Origin of the sequence: Bacteroides sp. Marseille-P8574, assembly GCF_902825465.1 — a bacterium.
Lineage (GTDB): Bacteria > Bacteroidota > Bacteroidia > Bacteroidales > Bacteroidaceae > Bacteroides > Bacteroides uniformis.
Window position 1 is genome coordinate 2272840 of sequence record NZ_CADEBE010000001.1, and the last position, 24695, is coordinate 2297534.

Genomic DNA, 24695 nt, shown 5'->3' on the forward strand with positions numbered 1-24695 from the left:
TGTGACAAAAAGCATTGCTTTTGTCTTTGCTTTCTCGGCGTATCAAGGCTTTCGGAGATATATTTTCAATTTATTAGGAGGAGGAATGTTTTGATATATTCCTTATAATCTGTATTTTATATGTTTTTGTTCTCGAATTTCCTTTCGTATAGACAGAGAGATGGAAATACGGGGGATCCTCATACGATAGAAAATACAAAGTGTCAGAATGGTAAAAGTAGAATACCCACCATTGATGTGAATAACATTAATGATGGGCATTCTACAATGTGTTGAGTTATATCGACGTTACGTTACTTCATTCGTTATCAAGCTTGCCACTTCGGAAGTTCCGATGGTGCGGACACTCACCACGCGGTGTGCTCCGTTTTCATCTTGCTCAAAGCATAGTTTCTGGTTGTGGGTATCGTTCTCATAGACATAAAGTACGCCGGCTGAGTATGTTCCCGTCAGGGTGAACTGCGGTTCCACTTTGGCTGTAAAGGTGAACGGCTTCGTGTTGTCTATCTCTGTAAAGATAACAGGTGAGTTGTTGATGGCAGTTCCATCCGGCGAACGGAAATAGTCTGTCTGCGGACCGGCAACAAACTTCAGTGTGTTGTTGAATACGGTGACATTGTTCTCTGCCCCGTTCTTGGCTTGGGTAAATTGTATGTTACTGAGTTTGACGTTGCAGGATGAAAGTGTTTCTTTCTCTACTGCCGCATCCGGTTTACTCTCGGCGCAACCGGTCATTAAGATGCTCATAAGCAATCCAAAGTATAAATGTTTATTCATTGTGTAATTGTTTTTTGTTTATGTTGCAAAGTTAGTGAATTTAGAGTCTTTCAGTAATACTCCCTCTTGAACCACAACTCAAATACCGGGTTGGAGAATATGTACTGCTCCCCTTTATCGACCAATGTGCCGTATTGAAAAGGTGATTTTATGGGCTGCTTGTTCTTGATTTAATGACAAATATACAGATTATACATTCATGTATAATTTCTTTTCTTTTATTTCTATTCAGCCTTGTCGTTTTCCAATCCCCGCCCTAATTCTGCTCAAACTCACCGGAGTAATCCCCAAATACGTAGCAAGGCATTCCAGCGGGATTCTTTGCAGCAGTTCCGGGTTATTCTTCAGCAGTACTTCGTACCGTTCGGCTGCGGAAGTAAACAGCAAGGGGATGAATTTCTCTTCAGTCTGCAGGAATTCTGTCTCTGCAAACTTGCGTCCCCAATTGGCGATGTGGATGTCTTCTTGGAACAATCTTGCCAGGACACTCTGTTTCAAGACGTAAAGAATGACGTCCTCCATGCATTCCACGGTTTCATAACCGGGTGCGTTGGCGATGTAGCTTTTCAGTGAAACGACTGTGGCTCCCTCGGCACCAATCCAAAAGGTGATTTCTTTACCTTTCGCTTCCACGTAGGCGCGGACAATACCTTTTCCGACGAAGAAAATGTTTCTCTCCGTCTTTCCGGCTTCCAGTATGAGGGAACTTTTGGGGTAAGCCACTTCCGTGATGTTCTCCACCAGCTTGTCGACAGATGCCTTTGGCATTGGATATATGGTATGGATAATATCGTATTTGTTCATTATCAGGCAAGTATTGGTTCTTAGTGTGGCAAAGATACGATTTTCGACCTTATCCGGTGCTTCTTATCAAATGTAAAGTGGCAGGAGTACGGGAAAGGTTATCTTTGCTCCCTCTTTAAATGTATAATGAAACAGAAGAATTGAGTATGAACTGGATTATTTTGGTTGTAGCCGGACTGTTTGAGTCAGGCTTTGCCTTTTGTCTGGGAAAGATGAAAGGCGTTACGGGTACGGAATATTATCTTTGGGGTGCAGGCTTTCTTGTCTGTCTGGCCATCAGTATGTTGCTGCTTGCCAAGGCGGTGCATACGTTACCTATCGGGACGGCCTATCCCGTGTGGACGGGGATAGGTGCGGTAAGTACGGTAATATTGGGGATTGTATTCTTTGATGAGTCGGTTTCTTTCATCCGTTTGTTCTTTATTACTACGTTGATAGCTTCTATTGTAGGTTTAAAGATGACTTGATTCCTACGATTGCTGCGGAACAATGCGATGTAAACTTTTGACTTGAAAAAGGATGAACGTGAGCAAAAAAGCCCTATTTTTGCTCACGTTATTGAATTCTGAATAAGTAGTAAACACAAATATGCCATGAAAAGTAAAACTCTTGCATTGATTCTATTATGCTACGCCGCTTCATTGGGCGCCAAGGTAAAACTGCCTGCACTGGTAAGTGACAATATGGTTCTTCAGCAACAGACGGAAGTAAAACTGTGGGGAACGGCAACGCCGAAGGCAGAAGTACGTGTAACCCCCTCGTGGAACGGACAAACCTCCACTTGCCGTGCCGATAAAGACGGACGTTGGCTGCTTGCCGTGAAAACTCCGGCAGCAGGATACACGCCTTATGAGATAACTTTTGATGATGGAGAAAAAACTACGTTGACGAATGTCCTAATCGGTGAAGTATGGCTTGCTTCCGGTCAGAGTAATATGGAAATGCCCTTGAAAGGTTTTGCCGGCTGTTGCATCATGAATGGGGTGGATGATATCATAGCTTCTGCCGAAAATAAGGGTGTGCGCATGTTCACCGTTCCCAAGCATCAGACGTATGAACCGCAAACAGACTGCGAAGGTAGTTGGAACCTCTCCTCCATCGAGACCGCACCCGATTTCAGTGCAACAGCTTACTATTTCGCAACTTCACTGAGTCGTGCCCTCCGTATTCCCGTGGGTATCATCAGCAGTGCCTACGGTGGAGCCACTGTGGAAGGTTGGATAAGCCGGGAATTGCTGGAAAACTATCCGGACATTTCCCTCAACCCCGATTCCATCGAACGCCTGCACCCCATGCACCGCCCCATGCTGATGTACAATGCCATGCTGAAGCCGCTTCAGAACTATACCATAAAGGGATTCATCTGGTATCAAGGCGAGTCTAACGTAGGCCGTCATGAAACATACGCCGAACGCTTGGCCGACATGGTGCAACTGTGGCGCAAGGAGTGGGGATTGGGCGAACTGCCTTTCTACTTTGCCGAAATAGCACCGTACGCCTACGGAGGTACCCAGCAAGAGAAAGCTGCCTACCTGCGCGAAGCGCAATTCCGTGCCCAAAGCCAGATTCCGAACAGTGCCATGATTTCTACCAACGACCTTGTAGAGCCTTATGAGATATACAATATCCATCCCCGCAACAAGACGAAGGTGGGCCAACGCTTGAGTTACCTGGCATTGAACCTTACCTATGGATTGAAGCAGATACACTGTTTCGGCCCACAATATAAGTCATGGACCGCTAAAGGCAATGAAGCCTGGGTTTCTTTCGACCACCTGGAAATGGGTATCTGCCGTAACTATGACCTTCGTGGCTTCGAAGTGGCAGGCGAGGACCGTGTATTTCATCCTGCCGATAAAGTATGGCTGCATTGGCAGACGAATGAAGTGGTAATCTTTTCAGAAAAGGTATCCCATCCCGTCAGCGTGCGCTACTGTTTCCATGATTTCCAGATTGGTACGATGATCGGTGGGAATGAACTGCCTACCATTCCGTTCCGTACGGATAATTGGTGAAAGAGTGAAAAGTATATAAACACTTTCATTATACTATAATATTAGGCGCGGGTTACGCGGAATCCATGGATGCAGTAAACTAAATCCGTGTAATCCGCGCCTAAAAGAAAATATCCAGAGGGTTTTGTTCCCCCCTCTGTCTTTCTTATTGTTTCAGCAACTGTTCTGCTGCAAGTACCAGGAACATATAGTGGGACGAACCTCCTCCCAACACATACTCAGTCTGTTGCCAGAGGAACGGGAACGTCAGGAGTTCCGGGAAGTCGGGACGGATAAGCGCTGTACCGGAAATGACTCCACCGGGAATGTACGACCAGTCTGCGCGGTTCAGTCCGTAGCCTACAGTGGCTGATTGTGCGCCAACACCCGAGGCGAAGGAAGCCTGGTTGGAGCCCGGGTGGCATCCGAGAATGAAGTTGAGGGCATTGAATACCGGTGCTTTCGGGAATATTTCCGGATAGGCGGTTGTCAGGAAGTAGTGCTGGAAGCCGAAACGCTGTATATCCCAGCCTGCACCCCAGATATTCGGACGGTAGGGAACGCCATAAGGAGTTTCATGCACTTGCTTGTCCAGTTCTTGTTTGTATCCGGCCAGAGCTTTGCGGAAAGCGGTAGAGAAGGCTTTGGCTTTCTTGTTCTTCATCTGTGCAAACTGTTGTTCTACGCGTGCCGTGTACCAGCCGATTCGGCCTATCTGCTTGATGATGAGCTCCTGGTTGTCCAGGATGAAGTCCATATAGGGTTGTTCGCCCGTGGTGAGGTACAACTCTACGGCTGCCTGCACTTTGGGGAACAAGGCTCTGTTGTTGCCGCTTTCGGTAGAAGCATATACTTTGCGGGCAATGTCGAGACAATGTACACTCAATGTATCATTGAAGCCTTTCAATACGCGTGATACGGCAGCAAGTTGGGCGGCTGTCGACAGTTCTCGTCCGGGGTTGTCCTCTGTAAATATCCAACGGTCGTCTTCATTACCGATTTTTCCGTCCGTCATGGCGGCGGCATCACCCAGAAGTACGTATTGGCGAAGGTCGTTGCAGATGATTCCCCGGTAGAGACGTCCCAGTGCCAGGTAGCCGTTGACTACCGTAAGGGCGCCGTTCTCTACTTGTTGCAGCAGGTCATTCTTACCGTCGGGCTGGTGGATTTCCGTCACACGGTTTATCTGGTCGATGGAAGTCACGTCGAGATTCGGGCGGAAAGCTTCGTAGGCCAGTGCCAGGATATAGGATTCTCCGGCTTGGGATTCGATGCGGAGGTCAAAGTCTCCGGCATCGTGCCAGCCGCCTATGTTCACTCCGGGAACCACTTCACCCGGTTTGAATTTGGACAGGCCCTCTTTCTGGTCGTAGCCGTCGATATGATTGTGTGCCGGTGCCATCCGGGCATCGTCCATGTGGCAGCAGTCGTGCCATACGCGGTATTTCTCGTTGACGCGCATGTGGCACATCTGTACGGGAAGGAAGTATTCCAGTACGGGTTGCCATACGCCACGGGCATATACGTCATTGTCGATGCGGAAGATAGGAGATACGGAGGTATCGTATTTAATCTTGTAGAGTCCCGGTTCCTTCACATCCGTGAAGTCCACCTTCAGATAGTTGTATCTTAGGAACTTGCCCCAATTGGCAGGAGTGACGTTCTTGACCACTTTCTCGCCGTCTGCGTCAATGCGGATGATTTGTGCCGTTTCCTTTCTATTGTCACGTATATCCATTTCGATGACGGCTTCCTTGTCCTGGGCGGGATGATAACCTATCTGTGAAGTCTGGATAACCGGCTGATACATCCAGTCGGCCACTACGTTCGGAGTGATAATCCATTTGACGGCCCCTTTGGTGACACCCGGTTTTATGTTGCTGCGCAGTACGAACCAGCCGTTATTGTGGTTCATACGCCCGTCAAACAGTTGTAGGTCACCACTCAATGATTCGATGGTTACTTTGTTGTAAGGGTCGTCGGGGCGGGAGGTAAACTTACGGCCTTTGGCATAAGGTTCGCTGATGATGTCGTCGGCCACAATCGGGCTGTAACCTTTTCCTATCAGTTTGTCCATATCTGCCAGCGATTGCTTGCCGTCATGATAGTTTCCCGTATGCAGATAGTTGGGTTGGGTTGTCATCAGGGGGGAGTTGGGTTGTTGCGGGAAGATGCCGCTCTGACCGTCCATAATCCAGGGCTTGCCGAAGAGGGAACCCGGGAAGAATTCAAGGTTGAAGCCCACTTTTCCGATGAATTCCTGGGGAATGGGGCGGTCCAGGTCTACGGTCACCTCTATGTGTTTACCTTTGCTTTCCACTTGTACCGTATATATAAGGTGGAGATCCGGGTAAATCATCGGGTTGAATCCGGTGAGGTGGCGTGAGGAGTCGGGATAGCAGAGCGTAGCGGTGATGCTGTTGTCGCTGAGCTTCCGGTCGAGTTGTTTCGGTACGGGCTGCCATTGTCCGGGGGTGGCTTCCAGTCGGATGTCTCCATTCGTTGCTACGCGGTGTCCATTCATGATGATACATACTCCTCCTTGGTGTCCCTCGGGATAGATGTCATCAAAAGCCATGACGTCTACTCCCTGGTTCTTGAAATAACCGGAAGATGTCAGCTTGAAATCTTGTGCATGCAGTGCACCGCTACTGCAGAGCAGTGCCAGGGCGGATGCGAATAGAAAATGTCTCTTTCTCATAGTATCTATTTTTGAGTTACAGAATTCTCCACTAATATACGGACTAAAAAGGAAACGGATGGTTTTTGTTTGTAGCCAATAACGTTATAAAATGTATCTTTTTCCGGTGTTTGCCTATGTTTCTGGGGCAGATATTGTAGCACTTGACGAACACTGGTGTTTGAGCTGACAGACACTGGACTTTGAGCCGACAGACGCCAGTGTTTGAGCCGACAAAGGCCAGTGTTTGACAAAACAAGGATTCAGTACCCAAAAATGACCTTTATCGGAACCAATTGTATCCCTTGAAAAAGGATGGCAATGAGTAATGACAACTTGTTTTTTTGTAAATTTGCAGTGTAACTATGGCCAATTTCTTAAATCGCTACATTATGAGACACCTATTTCCCGTTTTTCTGCTGATTGTAGTAGGGCTGCTGATTGCACCTTTCCTAAAAGCGCAATCACACGCGGATAAGATTTTAAAAGATGAGATAACCTCAGACTTGAAAGAGAATATCCTCTCTTTTTGGGAAAAATACAGTGTAGACCCTTCCGGAGGTTTTTACGGTTCATTGGGACGTGACGGTGCCCCGATAGCGGATGCTCCCAAAGGAGGCGTACTGAATGCCCGCATCCTCTGGACTTTTTCAACCGCCTATCGGATGTATGGCGATGCTGCCTACCGCAAACTGGCTGACAGGGCGCAACGCTATTTCATAGACCACTTCATCGACCCGCAGTATGGAGGCGTATATTGGCTGATAAAAGCAGACGGTACTCCACTGGATACGGACAAGCAGACTTACGGCTGCTCTTATGCCATCTACGGTTTGTCCGAACATTTCAGAGCAACAGGCAACAATGAAAGCCTGCAAAAAGCCATAGAGCTTTACCGGACCGTGGAGAGCAAAATCAAAGATCCCGTAAACGACGGTTATATAGAATCCTTTACCCGCGAATGGGGAACTCCCCAAAAGTTGGGATATGATGGAGATGGTGTTGCCACCAAAACAATGAATACCCATATCCATGTATTGGAGGCATACACAGCGTTATATAAAGTATGGAAAGATGACGGCCTTCGCGAGCGCCTTGCAAAAGTGATAAACTTGATAACAACCAAACTGTATAACTCACAAACACATCACCTGATATTATACTGTGATTCAAACTGGAACAATCTGGATGACATCGACTCTTACGGGCATGACATCGAAACTTCCTGGCTGCTGACGGAAGCTGCAGAAGCTCTGGGTGACCCGGAGGTCATCGGGAAATGCAGGAAAGTGGCTTTGGAACTTGCAGACGCCTCCTTGAAAGAGGGCATCAACCCGATGGGTGCCATGATGTACGAACGGCATAAGGACAAAATCAGGAAGGATGCTTCCTGGTGGTGCCAGGCGGAAACTGTGGTAGGATGCATCAATGCCTGGCAGCTGACCGGTGAACAATCTTATCTGGACAGTGCCGTCCGTACCTGGAATTTCATCAAGTCCCGGATGATAGACAAGGAGTATGGCGAATGGTTCAGAACCGTGCTGGAAGATGGGACTCCCCGCTACAAGGAACCTAAAGCAAGTATGTGGAACTGTCCCTATCATAACAGCCGTATGGGGTTTGAGATTGATACAAGACTGAAATGACAACCTTTTATATATTTGATATAATGAAGAATTTACGAATTTTCCAGTTGGGAATGGCTGCATTGCTGTGTGGCATATTGTCTCAGCCGCTTTCTGCCCAGACGGAAGTGATGGCATGGAGCAATATCACGGGTGTCCGTGTAGACGGTGAATTGATAGACTTTGAGTCGTCCCTGCGTGTCGGAACCTTGAAAGGAGATATGGAGATTACCGGAAAGGAGAAGCAGGTCCGTCCCGTTTTCCATCGTGAGGGGGATATGCAGGAAGTGACGACTACTCTGCGAGGTATAAAGTTCCATCAGAAAGTGACGGACAAGGGAAAAGGTCTGGTGGAGATTTCTATTGATGCGCTGTCGGACACTACTCTGAACCAGTCAGCCTATTACTGTATCGCCCTAAGTCCGGAAAACTATACTGATGTCAAAGTAAGAACAAGTGGCAGGAAGCTGACCGCTACTTCGGCCAATAGGAAGTTGGAATTCAAGTTCAATAAGTCTGTAAAGGCCACGGTTGAAAAAGAATCCACCGGTACCGTAGTTTATATCTCGCTGATGCCGACTCTGAAAAAGGCTGAGAGAACTGCATTGTCTATGGAACTGCATGCTTCCGGAGTGATAGATCACAGTGACGCGGAAATTATATTGGATATGCAGAATCCGGGAAGTCTGTTTACAGGCTTTGGAGGGAATTTCCGCCTGCAGAATCCTGCTGCCGACCCTAAAGTGATAGATTACTGTCTGGAAAATTTGCGTGTAGCCTATGGACGTGTGGAATTTCCGTGGAGATTGTGGCAACCGGAAGAGGAAGCCGACCCTATTGCCATCGCACAGAATGGGGGACTGAACAAGCGGGTGGAGGAAAGTCTCCTCATGGCAAAGCGCTTGAAGGCGATGGGAATGCCGGTAATACTAAGCTGCTGGTTTCCGCCTGCATGGGCCATTGACGGAGGTCCTGCAAGTTATGCTCGTCAAGGCGGTGTCATTGCTTATCGTCTGGATAACCGGAAAAAGGAGAAGATTTATAAATCCATGGCAGATTATCTGTTGTATGCCAAACAGCATTATGGTATTGAGTTCTCCATGTTCTCGTTCAATGAATCGGATTTGGGTATTGATGTCCTCCACACTCCGCAAGAACATGCAGATTTCATTAAGGAGTTCGGTGCTTATCTGGCAGGGTTGAATCTTCCTACCCGCATGCTGCTTGGCGACAATTCGGATGCTACGACTTTCGATTTTATCCTTCCTGCTTTGAACAATCCTGAGACTCATAAGTATATTGGTGCAGTATCTTTCCATTCATGGCGTGGTTGTGATGATGTTACGTTAAAGAAGTGGGCGGATGCTGCCAAAGCGATTAATGTACCACTCTTGGTTGGTGAGGGTAGTACGGATGCCGCTGCTCATGGTTATGCCGAGATATTCAATGAGTCGACGTTTGCACTTTATGAAATCAATCTGTATACGCGTATTTGTGCCATTTGCCAGCCATTGTCCATCTTGCAGTGGCAGCTTACTTCAGACTATTCGTTGTTGTGGGGAGACGGCATTTATGGTTCCAAAGGTCCTTTGCGTCCTACGCAACGTTTCTGGAATATCAAGCAACTGGCCTCCACTCCGGCCGATGCCTTGGCCATTCCGGTCAGTAGCAGCAAGAAAAACGTAAACTGTGCGGCTTTCGGAAATATGGTGCGTGGGGAATATGCCGTCCATATGGTCAATAATGGGGCGGATTGCGAGGCTGTCATCTCCGGTATCCCTGCAGAAGTGAAGGAACTGAAAGTCTATGTGACCAATACAAAAGACTGCATGAAGGAAACTGCAGTGAAAGTGGAGAATGGGCAGGTACGGGTACACTTGCCGGCCATCAGTTTCATTACCTTATTGTCTGATAAATAGTTTTGAAATAGAATAATATAAATGATTACTAAAGAATAGTGATATGAATATAACTACATGTCTGTTTACAGTTCTGGGAGGGATGGCCACTTTAGGGCATCCTTCAGAAACTATACGTTTGAATCAGTTAGGGTACTATCCCCAGCAGGAAAAAGTAGCTGTGGTGAATACCGGTGAGGTACGTGAATTTACCATAGTAGATGCAGCCACGGGCAATCGGGTATTTTCCGGTAAGCCCGGATATATTGCTTCATCTGCTTGGTCGGATAAGAGCAGGACGATATTGGATTTCAGTGACATCACGGCACCGGGAAACTATTTTCTGATGGTTAACGGAGATTCAGTGGCATTCGAAATAAAAGAAAGAGTACTGTCCCCTTTGGCCGATGCTGCTTTGAAATCTTTCTATTACCAACGTACGGGCATGCCCATCGAAGCGACTTATGCGGGTCGGTGGAGCCGTCCGGCAGGCCATCCCGATGACAAGGTACTGATACATCCCAATGCTGCCGGGCCGGAACGTAAGGCGGGAACGGTGATTTCTTCTCCGGGAGGATGGTATGATGCCGGAGACTATAACAAGTATATTGTGAACTCCGCCTATTCCATCGGACTGATGCAGGCGATTTATGCCCGCTTTCCTGACTATTTTATCCGTCAACGGGTCAACATCCCGGAAAGCGGAAACCACACGCCCGATTTGCTGGACGAGATGTACTATAACCTGAGATGGATGCTGACTATGCAAGACCCTGCCGACGGAGGAGTCTACCACAAGCTGACTACCCCTTCGTTCGAGGGATTCATCAAGCCTACGGAGTGTAAGCAGCCCCGTTATGTGGTTCAGAAATCAGTAACGGCGGCATTGGACTATGCTGCGGCTTTGGCGCAGGCTTCTGCCTTGTTTGCTCCTTACGAAGAGGATTATCCGGGCTTTTCGACAGTGGCTTTACAGGCTGCCGAACGTGCTTACGCCTGGGCAGAAGCGCATCCGCAAGCGCTCTATCATCAGGACCTCCTCAACAAGCAATATCAACCTGCCGTGGTTACGGGAGCTTACGGTGATTGTAGTGCCGATGACGAATTCTTCTGGGCGGCTTCCGAGCTCTATCTTGCTACGGGAAAGCCTGTTTACCGGGAACAAGTGAAGAAGCATCTGCCCACTGCATATAAGACTCCTTCTTGGGGCAATACCACTGCGTTGGGCGTGTTTGCCTGGCTGCAACCGGGCAGGGAATATCAGGGTGAAGACGTGGAATTGGCAAATGCCATGAAAGACCTGTTACTGGACTATGCTGCCGAGGCTGTGCGGGGTGCTGACCGCTCTCCTTTCCATGCTCCTTACGGCAACGATGCCAAAGATTTCTTCTGGGGATGCCTTGCCGAAGGGTGTGCTAACCAAGCCACTTCACTGGTTTGCGCCTATTTGCTTACGGGCGAGAAGTCGTACCTGACGAACGCCTACCGCAATATGGACTACATTTTAGGAAAGAATGCTACGGGATATTGTTATGTTACCGGTTTCGGGATGAAGAGTCCTCTGTATCCGCACCATCGTCTCTCTGCATCGGATGATATAGAGGCACCTCTTCCCGGTTTCCTGGTTGGCGGTCCCAATCCTGGGCAGCAGGATGGCGTTGCTTATGCTTCCAACCTGCCGGATGAGTCTTATGCAGATGTGGAGGGTTCGTATGCTTCCAATGAGATAGCCATTAATTGGAGTGCCGCTTTGGTGGCGTTGGTGTCTTCGTTGGATGCTTTGATGTCAAAATGATGTTCCTATTCAGCCTGCTGCCTTATAAATTCGGACGGGCTGATGTTGAATTCATCTTTAAAATGCTTGGAGAATACCTTGGGGGAGTTATACCCCAAGGTATATGCAATTTCCGAAACTTGCATTTGGCTTTCTGTCAGGAGTTGCTGTGCCCGTTTCATGCGGATGGTTCTGATGAACTCGATGGGTTTCTTTCCCGTAATCTTAATCATTTTCTTATAGAAATAGCTGCGTGATATATTCAGGCTGCTGGCAAGCTCCTCGACGGAAAACTCGGTTTCGCTGATATTGTCCTCTACAATCTGGATGGCTTTTTCTACCAACTGCTGGTCAAGAGGGGTGATGGTGATGCGGCTTGGTTCGATTTTAATTTCTTGATTGAATATTTCCTGCCGCTTTACGTTCATTTCAATAATCTTGTTGATACGCAGTTTGAGGACTTCCATATTGAAAGGCTTGGTGATGTAGTCGTCTGCGCCGACGTTAAGTCCCTCCAATTGGTGCTCCTCGCTTGCTTTGGCTGTCAGCAGGATGATGGGGATATGTGAATAGCGTATATCGTTCTTGATGGTTGAACATAGTTCCAGACCATCCATTTCGGGCATCATGATGTCACTGACCACTAAATCAATATCTTCCTTTTCCAGTACATTTAGTGCATGTTTTCCGTTTGTGGCTTTTAATACATGATACTGCCTGGCAAGACTTTCAGAGAGAAATTTCAAGAAGTCGTAGTTGTCATCTACGAGTAGTATGGTGAATGGATGGGATTCTTCCTTTATTTCCGGTTCTTCGACCGGTTCTCCGTTTTTGGTTTCATTACTGTTCTGGTGCAGGGGTAGGGTAATCAGGAATACAGAACCACAAGGCTGGTTATCCCTGACACAGACAGTACCCTGATGCATCTTTACGTATTCGGAAACAATGTGCAGTCCAATGCCGCTGCCTCCGTTGCTCGACTGGTTTTTGCTCGACTGATAGAATCTTTGGAATATTTTCTCCTTGGCTTCATCCTCTATGCCGCAACCGGTGTCGGTAAAGGTCAGTTCCAGATTTGTGCCTCTTACGGCAATATCCAGTGAGATGCTTCCTTTATTGGGAGTGAACTTGAATGCATTTGACAGGATATTTGTGCATATCTTGCGTATCTTGCCATAGTCAAAATCCATGAATACAGAATGTTGTGGAGCGGTAAGGCTATAGCTGATGTTCCGTTTCTGTGCTATCGGATCGAAAGAGTGGAATATTTCACTCAGAATGATAAGGATGTTGTCATGTTTGCATTTCAGGGTTTCAGCCTTGGCATCCAGCTTTCTGAAATCCAGCAGTTGGTTAATCAATTCCAGCAGATAGTCGGCATTTTGTTTGACTATATCCAGAATGCCTTTACGATATTCGGGATGGTCTACGAAAAACTCTTCAAGCGGATTGATGATAAGTGACAAGGGAGTCCGCAGTTCGTGGCTTATGTTGGCAAAGAACTGCAGTTTCATATTGTTGATTTTCTGCTGCCTTTCATTTTCCACCTCGATGGCCTGCATGATTTGTTTCTGCTTTTGGCGTAAGCGCAGATTGCGGATAATGGACAGAAGGATACACAAAATGATACCGGTATATATGGTATAGGCCCACCAGGTGCGCCACCAAGGAGGGAGTATCTTTATTTTCAGTTCCTTGACGTTGGGGCTCCATATGCCTTGTGAGTTGCATGCCTTGACGGATAAAGTATAGTTTCCGGCAGTCAGCATGGATAGGTTTACTTTGTTGTTTTCAGCATAAATCCAGTTGGAATGAATCTTATAGGCATATTTTATCTTATCCGTTTCCACCAGGTCGAGGGCAGAGAAGGACAGAGTGAATGAATTTTCCTTTTCAGTGAAGGAAAGATGTTGTGCACATTCAAGTGAGCTGCCGTTCAGGATGTCCGGATGGGGCATTCCGGATTTGAATTCAATGTCGGTAAGGTAAATGTTGGCATCATAACTTGTGGTCAAGATGTCTTGTGGAATGATAGTCTGGTAACCTTGAGGAGTACCTATCAGTATATTGCCGTTCTGCAGTTTGAGGATGGCGTGGACATTGGTATCGTTGCATATCAGTCCGTCGCTTACGGAGTAGTTCACGATGGTGTATGTATCGTTTGTTATTTTGATTCGTGAGATGCCGTTGCCGGTGCCAATCCACATTTGGTTGTTGTTGTCTTCTGTGATGGCTCTGACGAGATTGGCGGCAAGCCCGTTTTTCTGGTCAAGAAAGTAGATGGAGTCGTTCTTCTGGTTCCATATGCTCAGTCCGTGTGGATGTCCTATCCAAAGAAGGTCCCGGCTGTCCTTATAGACAGTGAGCATATTGTTCTCCTTGAAGCGGCTGGCTTCGGCGTATATATTATAGGCTTGGGTTTCCGTATCGATGATAATGAGTCCTCCTCTGGTTGCTACGTAAAGGGTGCTGTCTTTGTCATAGTACATATCACGGACAAAGAATTCTCCCGGACGGTACAAGATGGTGTCAAACTGCCCGGTTTCCGGATTTAACCTCTGTATGTATCCTTTCATGGTACCTATCCAGATGTATCCGTGTTTGTCCACCTCTACTGTATACACATTGTTCTCGAGAAGTTGGCTGTTATTTACTGTGTATTGTTTGATTTGCCCTTTCGAGTAGCATAGCAGTCCTTTCTGGAAGGTGCCTATCCATAGGCGGTTTTTGGAGTCGATGGATAAGTCGACTACAATATTGGCGGGAGTTGCTATCTTTTCGTATGAATCGGTCACCAGTGAACGTCGGATTAGTCCCGTACCGTCTGTTCCGTAGTAAATGGATTCCTGGCTTGTGTCTTCGCAGAAGGTTAGGATATCATCATATTCCAGGGATTTGTTGCATAGTATGATTTGAGACATGGGGCTATAATAGGAAATACCGTGTTTGAAATTCCCTATGTATATGGTTTCGTCTTTGTCCCGGTAAATGGTATTCAGATTGTTGCTGGCAATGGTGTGCGGTTTCAATGGATTGTGCACCAAGTTGGTAAGAGATTTGGTCAGGGCGTTGTAAACGAACAACCCCATATGGCTGGTAAGTATCCATACGTTGCCGTCTCCCAGGTCGAGGATGCGTTGCACGCGATTGTACTGTATGTGGGTGTTATTGTTTAGGCTGATGTTCTCCCATTGCTGTGTAAAACTGTTCTTGTGCAAAAGCAGGCTGTTTTGGAAGGTGTATACCCATAGGTTTTCGTTTTGGTCTATGTAAATGTGTGGCTCATGATTCTCCAGCAAAGGTCTATAGATGGCGGGAATGGCTATTTCCTTGACTTCGGAAGTCTGCTTGCTGATACTGTATAGGGTACCGTTGGAGTACATTATATAAATGAACTGGACACCTATATAGAGGCTTGAAATCTTTTCAACTGCCAGTGGATAGGCTTTGATGGAGCTGTTGTCCATGCTTCGTATGTAAAGTTTGGAATAGTCGTAGGCCCAAAATTCATTCTTGGAGGTTTTTCCCATCCTCAGAATGTTTTTACTGGGGATTTGCAGCCCATCGAGTATGGGTTTATAGTCATTGTCGAATTTACCAGTCTTATAATTATAGATACTGTAGCCGCTGGAAGTCCTTATCCATACATTGTCGTCCGGTCCTTCGAAAATTTCGCTGATGGCATCGTCCGGCAAGTTGGAGTTGTTCTGGTAATACTGCTGGAAGGAGTAGCCGTCGTATTTGTTGAGTCCTGATTCTGTCCCCACCCAGAGGAATCCCCTATTGTCTCTGTAGATGCTTCGGATACTGTTGTTGGAGAGTCCTTCTGTTGTAGAGAGCTGCTTGAACATGACAGCCGGCGGGATTTCCGTTGAGTTACCTTGAACAGTAAGGAGAAAGGTCAGGTTGCATATAAGGAATAGGAGCAGTTGTTTCATGTATTTTCTTTATTAGAAGGATTAACAATATTGTAACTGCAAACTTAAATATAATCCTCCGAACGAGCAAGGGAAGATTTGCGTATTCGCGTGGGATGATATCCTCCGTTTGGTGAAAAATAGTATGCATTTTGTTTCCAATGATCCTATATGGGTTCTATGAAACAAAACCGGATATTAAAAGACATTTTTAAGGCATCTGTGTTTCCTTTAAGAAAAATACATTTGCAGGCAAGATCATTTAAATCCTAATAGTATGAAGAAAGAACTTTTAGCAGTGGCGATGCTGTTGTTTGCCGGCGGCAATCTGTTGGCACAGCCACATGTCAATGACGGTACCTCGTATCTGATGAACCAACCTCTGGACATGAGTACCGATTTCCGTGACTTGAGTAATACTTTGTTTTTTGCAGATCACCTGGAGTCATTCGATGCCAAGTCGGGTGAAGGGCTGGTGAACTGGAAACGCGGGCATCTGATGCCCCGTCAAGCCTTCAATACCAACGGTGCACAGCCCCGGAAAATGAGAATGCTCGATTTTCCTTTCACTGCCTATGAAAATGACCCTAACCTCAAATTCAAGATTGACTTTGTAACTCCGCGTACGGTACGTATCCGTATGCTAACGACCCCGGTGGAACCTAAACCTGCCGCTTCCATCATGTTGGCAAAGGAACCGGGCAGGGATGGAAGCTGGAAAGTTACCGAGACGAATGACAAGATTGTCTATTCCAGCGACTATGGAACCATTCAGATTAACAAGAATCCCTGGAGAATCGTCTTGAAGGATAAAGCCGGACGTATCTTGAGCCAGACTGCCGCTTTGAGTGATGCGGACTCTACACAGGTAAAATATACGCCGTTCTGTTTTGTGAAGCGGGGAAGCGACAATGCCCGCCGCATCAATCCGGTATTTACCTTGACTGCGGATGAAATGATTTTTGGTTGCGGAGAGTCTGCCACTGGGCTGAACAAGGCCGGACAGAAGGTAAACTTGTTTGTTACAGACCCACAAGGGCCTGAGACGGACCAGATGTACAAACCGATTCCTTTCTTTATGAGTAACCGGGGATATGGCATGTTTATGCATACATCCGCTCCCGTGACTTGTGATTTTGGTGCTACCTATATTGGGCTGAACAAAATGTTCATGGGTGACGAGAACCTGGATTTGTTCGTTTTCTTCGGCGAGCCGAAAGATATTCTGGACGAGTACACCGATTTGGTAGGAAAGCCGGGCATGCCCCCCTTGTGGTCTTTCGGTACGTGGATGAGCCGTATTACCTATTTCAGTGAAAAGGAAGGTTATGATGTAGCGGCCAATATCCGTAAGAACAAGTATCCGTGCGATGTTATCCATTTCGATACCGGCTGGTTTGATGTGGACTGGCAGTGTGACTATAAATTCTCCGAGAACCGTTTCCAGAATCCACAGCAGATGTTGAAGGATTTGAGGTCACAAGGTTTCCATGTATGTTTGTGGCAGTTGCCTTATTTCACTCCTAAAAATCGTTATTTCTCTGAACTGATAGAGAAAGACATGTATGTGAAAAATGGAAATGGTGAACTTCCCTACGAAGATGTGGTGCTCGATTTTTCCAATCCGGAAACCGTAAAGTGGTATCAGGACAAACTGGCGGGATTGCTGAATATCGGTGTCAGTGCCATTAAAGTAGACTTCGGCGAGGCTGCTCCACTGAACGGTATTTACGCTTCCGGCAAGAGCGGATGGTATGAGCATAACCTCTATCCAGTGCGTTATGATATGGCAGTGTCCGAGATAACCAAGAAGTTGCACAACGAGAATATAATGTGGGCACGTGCCGCATGGGCCGGTTCCCAGCGTTATCCATTGCATTGGGGCGGTGATGCTGCAACTACGAACACGGGACTGCTAGGTACGCTTCGTGCAGGCTTGTCCTTCGGCTTGTCCGGTTTCTCCTTTTGGAGCCATGATATGGGTGGCTTTGTAAAAGCCACTCCGGAGGACTTGTATTGCCGCTGGATACCGTTCGGTTTTCTTACTTCCCATACCCGCGCGCATGGGGCACCTCCGACAGAGCCGTGGTTGTACGACAGCAAGCGTGTGCAGGATGTCTTCCGCAAGAGTGCAGAGATGAAGTACCGTCTGATGCCTTATGTGTATGCTCAGGCTAAGGAATGTACAGAAAAGGGCTTACCGATGCTAAGAGCCTTGTTTGTAGAATTTCCCGATGATCCGGGAGCATGGAAAGTGGATGACGAGTATCTCTTCGGTTCGCAGATTCTGGTTGCCCCCTTGCTTGAATCCGGTATGACGGGCCGCACAGTTTACCTTCCCGAAGGAAAATGGATAGACTACCAGACAGAGAAAGTCTACGAAGGTGGATGGCACCAAATTGAAGCAGGCAGTCTGCCGATAATCATGCTGGTACGTGACGGTTCGGTACTTCCTCATCTGAAGTTGGCGCAGTCCACTGTTGAGATGGATTGGAGCAAAATGAACCTGAAGGTATACAGTGCTGACAAGAAGCAGGCGGAAGGATTGGTTTGTCTACCTGCCGACAACCGTATTCAGGTTGTGAAAGTGGATTGTGGAAAGGCCAAACCGCAACTGTTGAACCAGGTTGAAGGCACTTCCCTGAGTTTCTGAACTTAATCTTTGAAAATCTATATTGAATTCACCCCTGCCGGTATGGAAGAGAAAGGGATATAGTTACCGAAATCTGTGTTACTATGGTGGCACAGATGTGCCTTCCCAATGGCACGGCAGTGCCTCTATAGTGGCACAAAATTGTGTCGCATATCTTTTTCCCGATGTGCTTATGACCGGGGTATTTGTTAAACCTAAGTATTTAGTATTTATGAGAAATGTGATGAAGTATTTGGGTATCATGTCAGTATCGCTGGCATGTGCCGGACCTCTCTTTGCAACAAGCGTACAGCCGTTTGCAGGTGTCACTGTCGTACAGCAGAGTGTAGTTACTGTGAAGGGCCAAGTGGTGGATGAGAAAGGCGAGCCCATCATCGGTGCCAATGTCATTGTGGAAGGTACGACAAACGGTATGATTACCGATTTGGACGGTAACTTCTCCTTGCAGTGTCCCGTAGGTTCTACGCTGAAGACCAGTTACATCGGTTATCTAGCGCGAACGGTCAAAGTAACCGGGAATATGAATGCTCTGAAAATTACTTTAAAGGAGGATACCGAAACCTTGGATGAGGTAGTTGTTGTGGGCTACGGTACGATGAAGAAATCCGACCTCACCGGTTCTGTGGCTTCCGTGAATGCGGAGGAAATGATGAAGCGGAATCCGGTGAATTTGGGACAAGGTTTGCAGGGAGCTGCGGCAGGTGTATCTGTCATCCGTTCTTCCGGTGACCCGGAAGGAGGTTTCTCCATCCGTATCCGCGGTGTGGCAACCGTGAATGGTTCTGCCGACCCACTCTATGTAGTGGACGGTGTGCAGGTAGGAACTTCTATCGATTTCTTGAATCCTAATGATGTAGAGTCCATCGAAATTCTGAAGGATGCTTCGGCTACGGCAATCTATGGTACTCGCGGTGCCAATGGCGTCATTATGATTACTACCAAGAACGGCGGTAAGGGTAAGGCAAAGGTAAACTTCTCGGCCAACTATGCCCTTCAGTTCAATTCGAATAAGATTGATGTGGCTGATGCGGACTTGTTTGCAAGTGCTATACGTTCCGCTGTCAAGAATGACGGTATTGCCATGACCAATCTGGCGTATGGCGAGGATTACATAGGCAGACTGAATAGCATTGACTGGCAGGACGAAATGTCACGCACGGCATTACAGCAGAACTATAATCTTTCTGCTTCGGGAGGCAGCGAAAATACCCAAGCCAATTTATCTCTGGGTTATTTGAACAACCAGGGTATCGTGATTGAGTCGAATTTTAAACGCTTGACGGCACGCGCTAATATCACTCACAAAGTGAAAGACTTCCTGCATGTAGGCTTGAACTTGAACTATGCACATTCGGAAAAGATGGGAGGAGGCAACCTGAGAAACTATGCACAAGCCATTCCAACCATGGATTATGTAGAGGACGGTGTTTTCTATTCCATGCCTATTGTGTTGCCCGACGGTACTTGGGGACATTACAAGAAAGAAGGCAATGGAGACGTGAACAAGGGAGCTGACAATCTGGTTGCTGCTGCCAAGACTGCTGACAGTATTAATAAATGGGACCGTATGCTTGCTAGTGCTTTCCTACAACTCGATTTGTACAAAGGGTTGACTTTCAAGACTATTGCCAGTTATAATTATTATACAAAAGGTTATAATGGCTATACAGCCTATAATGATAGAACCTTTGGAACTCAAGACCGTAAGGACTCGTTCTCGCTGAACCAGAGCCAGTCCACTTCACTCGGTCTGGAAGCGTTCTTGAACTATGACTGGTCCAATGAGCATCACCGCGTAAGTGCAATGGCCGGTTTCTCTATCAGCGATACGAACGGTGCCTGGCTGAATTCCAGTGCCAACGATTTTCCGGCAGACAACATCCGCAAAATTTCATTGACCAATGACCCATCGTCTAAGCAAACGGATGGTGGGCTGGATTTGAAGACAAGATTCCTTTCTTACTTCGGCCGTCTGACTTATACTTTGAACGACCGCTATATTGTGACTGCAACGGTACGCCGCGACGGTTCTTCGAACTTTGGTGCCGGCAATCGTTATGGTACATTCCCTTCCGCTTCTGTAGCTTGGCGTCTTTCCGAGGAAAAGTTCATTAAGGATTTAGAACTGTTCAGTAACTTGAAGTTGCGTGCCGGATGGGGACAGACCGGTAATGCGGGCAATGGTACCAACTTGTCCATAGCACAGTTGTCTTCGGCAAATGCAATGTACTGGTTCTTTAATGGTTCGAGTGTGATTAACGGTGCCGGTATTGCCCAGCAGAAAGAAATTGATACCAACCTGAAATGGGAAACCAATGAGCAGACAAATATCGGTATTGATTTTGCCTTTATGAACAATGAGCTTTCTTTCTCTGCCGATTACTTTATCCGTGACGCAAAGGATCTGCTTCTGTATCGCCAGATTCGTCCTTCTACCGGTTTCTCCAATGTCTATACTAACGCGGGACATATCCGTAACTCAGGTTTCGAGTTTACTGCTGCGTGGAACAAGAGCTTCAGCGATTGGAATATCGGCATAAGGCTGAATGGGTCTACTCTGAAGAACGAGGCTATTGAAGTCGGCGATCCGATATTCAGCAAGTCAGGTTCAGCACAAGATGGCGACAACTGGGACAACCACTCCATTACACAGAACGGCTATCCTGTAGGTTCCTACTATGGCTGGAAGGTAGAAGGCATTTTCAGAACCCAGGCCGAAATTGATGAAATGAATAGGCTGGCGGTTGAAAAGGGAGTTGAAAGTGGTGTATATCAGGACAAGACTACCCAGCCCGGCGACTATAAGTTTGTTGATTTGAATGGTGACGGGCAGATTACCGATGCCGACCGTACTGTTATAGGCAATGGATATCCCAAGTTCACTTACGGAATGAACCTTACCGCTTCCTGGAAGAACTTTGATTTCTCGATGAACTTGTACGGTGTAGCCGGTATGGATATCCTTTCTTATTCTTCGGCCCGCTTGACCTCAGTCTATGCACCCGACGGCGGTTATCAGAATGTACTGAAGGAATATATCAATAATGCATGGTCATCTTCGAATACCGGCGCCAAATATCCGCGTATCACCAAGACAGACTATAGAGGAGTTCTATAAATTAAAATATTGTAGTACAGTTGTTTATATGGTTCCAAGAGCGTAAATTTGCAGAAAATAAGAATTTTATAATGAACAAGTTATCCCGATACCGTAAGCTTCGTTATAATCAACTATTTGAGTCAGAGAATCGTGAATTGCGTTTGAATGAAATGGGCAATCCTCTTGAAGTGTTGTCTCAGTATGTTGATTTTGAGATCTTTCGTCCTACTCTTGAATCAGCCCTTTTTACCGGAGAGCGCAAAAGTAATGCCGGTCGTCCGCCGATAGACTGTGTGCTGATGTTCAAGGTCTTGTTTCTTCAGCGTTATTATGGTTTGAGTGACCATCAGATAGAGTATCAGATAGTTGACCGTACGAGTTTCCGCAAGTTTCTTGGTATTGAATGTGTTGACGATGTTCCTGACGAGAAGACGGTGTGGAAGTATCGCGAACTCCTGACAAATACAGGCGTTTATGACAAGCTTTTTTCGGAATTTCATAGTTTCATGGAAAGTAAGGGTCTGCAATTCAATGAGGGTCGCATCATTGATGCCAGTTTTGTTATTGCCCCTCGCCAACGTAACACCCGTGATGAAAATGAGCAGATAAAACAGGGAGCGGGTAATAAGTTGTGGAATGACAATCCCCACAAGAAGTGCCACAAGGATGTAGATGCCCGCTGGACAAAGAAGCGTGATGAGACTTTTTACGGCTACAAGCAGCATACTAAAGTTGAGAAACGCAATAAGATCATACTTTCTTATGATACCACGTCGGCAGAAGTGCATGATTCCAAAGGCTTTGAAGGACTGCTGGATGAAAAAGACGAAGGCAAGGACTTGTATTTGGACGCCGGTTATGTCGGACAAGAGGAGATTGTAAAACAGCATAAGATGAATCCGATAATTTGCGAAAAGGGCTACCGTAACCGTCCGCTTACCAAGGAGCAGAAATCAGACAATAGGAAAAAATCCAAGACACGTTGCCTTGTCGAGCATGTATTCGGGTTTGAGGAACAAACCATGCGTGGACTTGTGGTGCGTACAGTAGGGCTTATTCGTGCTAAAGCCAATGTAGCACTCACCAGTCTTGTGTATAACATCAGTCGTTACACGCAAATAATCAGGCTGAAACCTGAGTTGTTGGGGTGAATTATGCCTGCACATCCAATTTTTACAACAAACACAAGTTAATTATTGTAAAAATTGGGGGGGGGTAGAAAATATTCGCTAAATTTGAAAGACTAAAGCTCACAAATTGGGCAGTTAAAGAGTTCTGCTGTCTGATACAAGAGGATAAATTGAATTGATAGAACTCACCTATAATAAGAACATGCGTGTGTCCGACGCCTACATCCAGAAGGGGGATTATCTGAAGATTTCAAATATTCAGATAGGATATACATTCCCGAAGAATGTGCTGAAACCGGTGAAAATGGAAAATGCACGCGTATTTGCCAGTGTCGACAATGTATGTACCATCTCTTCGTACAATAAGTTCGGCGATCCGGAAGTCGGTGACTCCAATGTATTGTATTCGGGATTTGACGGAGGACGTTATCCGTTCCCGATGTCGGTTACTTTCGGTCTGAGTGTACAGTTCTAATACTAACGGATAAAAAATATGATTATGAAAAACTTATATAAACTGTTGATCGGTGTGCTGGCCTTAAGCACCGTAACGTCTTGTGACGATTATTTGGAAGTGGATCATTACGATATTCTTCCGGCAGATTTCATGTTTAAAACGGAGGAGAATGTCCTTTCCGGATTGAACGGACTTTATGATACCTTTTATACGGACCAGCACGGTTCCGGTGATGACGAAACATGGGGATTCAAGCCTCAGGTATTTGCTGCCAACCATTCTACGATGGACTGTCAGGCTTCCGGTTGGGATGCGGAATGGCAGCGTCATGCCTGGAAACCCGATAAGGGTTCCCTGGAGACTGCATGGCGGATGAGTTATCGTGCAGTGGACCGTGCAAACCGTTTCCTGGCTGGCCTGGAGACGGCGGATGCCTCTATATTTGCGGACAGCAATTCCAAGACCGTTTATGAAGCGCAAGCACGTGCCATCCGCGGTTATAACTACCTTTACCTGACGAAACTTTTCGGAAGGGTACCGATGTTGCTTACCGGTGAAACCTATACTACTTCGGTAGGAAAGGCACGTCCGGAATCCGTGGATGAGACTTATGCGGCTATCGAGGAAGATTTGTCTTTTGGACGCGACCATCTGGACTGGTTACCCATGAATGGTGAATACGGACGTATAACCAAGGGGTTCTGCAAAGCTTATTTGGCCGAGCTGTATATGTTGAAGAAAGACTTTACGAAAGCCAAGACGGAACTGAAGGATATAGTGGACAGTGGAACCTATTCATTGGAGCCCTGCTTCGGTAATCTTCATGCCTGGGATACACATTGGACCAAAGAGTCCGTATTTGAGGTGATGTATCATGAACAAGGATATATGGGTTGGGGAGCCGATTCGTCTTCAGATGCCATGATGTGGTACGGATATATGTGCGCGGCACCCGAATGGGGAGGCTGGGGTTCTCTCTGTCTTTCTTGGGAGTTTGTACGTTCCTTTGAACCGGGTGACAAACGCCGCCAGTACTCTGCTGTTGCCAAAGGGGATACGCATCCCATTACCGGGCAGACTGTAGGGGTGACAAGTGGTTTTGACGGTCTTTTCCAAGGCTCCGAAAATATGCCTACTGTTTATTCCTTGAAATACTGGAGATGCAAGCCAGGTGAGAACAACAAAGTATTCAATCCTATTTCATTGACTCTGAAGCGTTATGCAGGCATCATGCTCGACTATGCAGAATGTTGTTTCGAGACAGGTGACAACGCTACCGGATGGAACATGATACGTCAGATACGTAACCGTGCTTGGGGTAATTTGGAGATGGGAGCGACGATGATTGACCTACCCGCCGACATGTTGAATACCCAGACGGTGGAAGTGCCGGATGCAGAGACCTATTATACAAGCTATAAAGCAGCCAAAGGCTATACTTCTCCGGTATGGAAGGTGGCGCTGATTATAGAGCGTCGCCATGAATTCAATGCCGAGTTCTCGCTTTACCATGATTTGTGCCGTATGGGTATGTGCAAAGAATGGTTTGCCGCCGAATATCCGAAGACAGCAGCCAACTCTTCACAAGAGGCTTGTCTGCAGACTGGTGACTCATTCCGTTTCTTTGAGCACGAGGCTTATCAGGAAATCTTCCCGATTCCGACGAATGAGATTCTGACCAACCCGCTCATCAATCAGGCTGACCAGAATCCGGGATATTGATAAATTATAAATAAACACTTAATAATAAAATATTTGTGAGTGAAATGTCAGGCACCAGTAGTTGTTGTGATAGACGTCAGCGTCTGTCGTGATGAAAGCCGGTGTCTGACATGACAAACACCAGTACTTGAGACGACGAACACCAGTCTCTGATAAACGGGGAA

At 46.7% G+C, this 24695-nt stretch carries 14 protein-coding genes; 10 read left to right on the forward strand and 4 right to left on the reverse strand.

Annotation, left to right across the window (positions count from 1 at the left end):
• Window positions 1-288: 288 nt before the first annotated feature.
• Window positions 289-777 carry a DUF1349 domain-containing protein gene (locus HUX74_RS09610; protein WP_117601049.1) on the reverse strand — a complete coding sequence of 163 codons (489 nt, stop codon included), beginning with the start codon at window positions 775-777 and terminating at the stop codon, window positions 289-291.
• Between the two features lie 228 nt (window positions 778-1005).
• Window positions 1006-1581 (reverse strand): Crp/Fnr family transcriptional regulator, encoded by a 576-nt coding sequence (locus HUX74_RS09615; protein WP_117601050.1) that lies wholly within the window; start codon window positions 1579-1581, stop codon window positions 1006-1008.
• Window positions 1582-1727: 146 nt separating this feature from the next.
• Between HUX74_RS09615 and HUX74_RS09620 the strand changes: the two genes are divergently transcribed.
• Window positions 1728-2048, forward strand: a complete 321-nt coding sequence (locus HUX74_RS09620; RefSeq protein ID WP_117601093.1) for a multidrug efflux SMR transporter — start codon at window positions 1728-1730, stop codon at window positions 2046-2048.
• Between the two features lie 126 nt (window positions 2049-2174).
• Window positions 2175-3596, forward strand: coding sequence for a sialate O-acetylesterase (locus HUX74_RS09625; RefSeq protein WP_174646575.1), 1422 nt, complete (start codon window positions 2175-2177; stop codon window positions 3594-3596).
• Between the two features lie 145 nt (window positions 3597-3741).
• Here HUX74_RS09625 and HUX74_RS09630 read toward each other — a convergent pair whose 3' ends face one another.
• Complete coding sequence (locus HUX74_RS09630) at window positions 3742-6276, reverse strand: glycoside hydrolase family 9 protein (RefSeq protein ID WP_174646576.1); 2535 nt, start codon at window positions 6274-6276, stop codon at window positions 3742-3744.
• 371 nt (window positions 6277-6647) lie between these two features.
• Between HUX74_RS09630 and HUX74_RS09635 the strand changes: the two genes are divergently transcribed.
• The 3 genes from HUX74_RS09635 to HUX74_RS09645 are packed head-to-tail and all read left to right on the forward strand — an operon-like array spanning window position 6648 to window position 11573.
• Window positions 6648-7901: an AGE family epimerase/isomerase gene (locus HUX74_RS09635; RefSeq protein ID WP_087333214.1), complete on the forward strand. Its 1254-nt coding sequence runs from the start codon at window positions 6648-6650 to the stop codon at window positions 7899-7901.
• A 23-nt stretch (window positions 7902-7924) separates the two neighbouring features.
• On the forward strand, window positions 7925-9799 hold the full coding sequence (locus HUX74_RS09640) for a hypothetical protein (protein ID WP_254592852.1): 1875 nt from the start codon (window positions 7925-7927) through the stop codon (window positions 9797-9799).
• A gap of 43 nt (window positions 9800-9842) precedes the next feature.
• Window positions 9843-11573 carry a glycoside hydrolase family 9 protein gene (locus HUX74_RS09645; RefSeq protein WP_174646578.1) on the forward strand — a complete coding sequence of 577 codons (1731 nt, stop codon included), beginning with the start codon at window positions 9843-9845 and terminating at the stop codon, window positions 11571-11573.
• Between the two features lie 5 nt (window positions 11574-11578).
• Here the strand turns inward: HUX74_RS09645 and HUX74_RS09650 are convergent, their stop codons facing one another.
• Entirely contained in the window at window positions 11579-15490 is a 3912-nt protein-coding gene (locus tag HUX74_RS09650) for a two-component regulator propeller domain-containing protein (protein WP_174646579.1), read from the reverse strand.
• Window positions 15491-15746: 256 nt separating this feature from the next.
• Here HUX74_RS09650 and HUX74_RS09655 point away from each other — a divergent pair, with 256 nt between their 5' ends.
• From HUX74_RS09655 to HUX74_RS09675, 5 genes are all read left to right on the forward strand, one after another.
• Window positions 15747-18122, forward strand: a complete 2376-nt coding sequence (locus HUX74_RS09655) for a TIM-barrel domain-containing protein (RefSeq protein WP_174646580.1) — start codon at window positions 15747-15749, stop codon at window positions 18120-18122.
• Window positions 18123-18333: 211 nt separating this feature from the next.
• Window positions 18334-21240 (forward strand): TonB-dependent receptor, encoded by a 2907-nt coding sequence (locus HUX74_RS09660; RefSeq protein WP_254592853.1) that lies wholly within the window; start codon window positions 18334-18336, stop codon window positions 21238-21240.
• A 71-nt stretch (window positions 21241-21311) separates the two neighbouring features.
• Window positions 21312-22373, forward strand: a complete 1062-nt coding sequence (locus tag HUX74_RS09665) for an IS5-like element IS1169 family transposase (RefSeq protein ID WP_008657074.1) — start codon at window positions 21312-21314, stop codon at window positions 22371-22373.
• Window positions 22374-22527: 154 nt separating this feature from the next.
• The gene (locus HUX74_RS09670) at window positions 22528-22827 is read left to right on the forward strand and encodes a TonB-dependent receptor (RefSeq protein WP_174646581.1); all 300 of its coding nucleotides are present in this window, start codon (window positions 22528-22530) and stop codon (window positions 22825-22827) included.
• A 24-nt stretch (window positions 22828-22851) separates the two neighbouring features.
• The gene (locus HUX74_RS09675; RefSeq protein WP_008662437.1) at window positions 22852-24531 is read left to right on the forward strand and encodes a RagB/SusD family nutrient uptake outer membrane protein; all 1680 of its coding nucleotides are present in this window, start codon (window positions 22852-22854) and stop codon (window positions 24529-24531) included.
• The last annotated feature ends 164 nt before the right edge of the window (window positions 24532-24695 follow it).

What these genes read in the sequence shown, in the direction of transcription:
- HUX74_RS09610 (WP_117601049.1), bottom strand. Translation starts at nt 777, where the DNA reads ATGAATAAACATTTATACTTTGGATTGCTTATGAGCATCTTAATGACC.
- HUX74_RS09615 (WP_117601050.1), bottom strand. Translation starts at nt 1,581, where the DNA reads ATGAACAAATACGATATTATCCATACCATATATCCAATGCCAAAGGCA.
- HUX74_RS09620 (WP_117601093.1), top strand. Translation starts at nt 1,728, where the DNA reads ATGAACTGGATTATTTTGGTTGTAGCCGGACTGTTTGAGTCAGGCTTT.
- HUX74_RS09625 (WP_174646575.1), top strand. Translation starts at nt 2,175, where the DNA reads ATGAAAAGTAAAACTCTTGCATTGATTCTATTATGCTACGCCGCTTCA.
- HUX74_RS09630 (WP_174646576.1), bottom strand. Translation starts at nt 6,276, where the DNA reads ATGAGAAAGAGACATTTTCTATTCGCATCCGCCCTGGCACTGCTCTGC.
- HUX74_RS09635 (WP_087333214.1), top strand. Translation starts at nt 6,648, where the DNA reads ATGAGACACCTATTTCCCGTTTTTCTGCTGATTGTAGTAGGGCTGCTG.
- HUX74_RS09640 (WP_254592852.1), top strand. Translation starts at nt 7,925, where the DNA reads ATGAAGAATTTACGAATTTTCCAGTTGGGAATGGCTGCATTGCTGTGT.
- HUX74_RS09645 (WP_174646578.1), top strand. Translation starts at nt 9,843, where the DNA reads ATGAATATAACTACATGTCTGTTTACAGTTCTGGGAGGGATGGCCACT.
- HUX74_RS09650 (WP_174646579.1), bottom strand. Translation starts at nt 15,490, where the DNA reads ATGAAACAACTGCTCCTATTCCTTATATGCAACCTGACCTTTCTCCTT.
- HUX74_RS09655 (WP_174646580.1), top strand. Translation starts at nt 15,747, where the DNA reads ATGAAGAAAGAACTTTTAGCAGTGGCGATGCTGTTGTTTGCCGGCGGC.
- HUX74_RS09660 (WP_254592853.1), top strand. Translation starts at nt 18,334, where the DNA reads ATGAGAAATGTGATGAAGTATTTGGGTATCATGTCAGTATCGCTGGCA.
- HUX74_RS09665 (WP_008657074.1), top strand. Translation starts at nt 21,312, where the DNA reads ATGAACAAGTTATCCCGATACCGTAAGCTTCGTTATAATCAACTATTT.
- HUX74_RS09675 (WP_008662437.1), top strand. Translation starts at nt 22,852, where the DNA reads ATGAAAAACTTATATAAACTGTTGATCGGTGTGCTGGCCTTAAGCACC.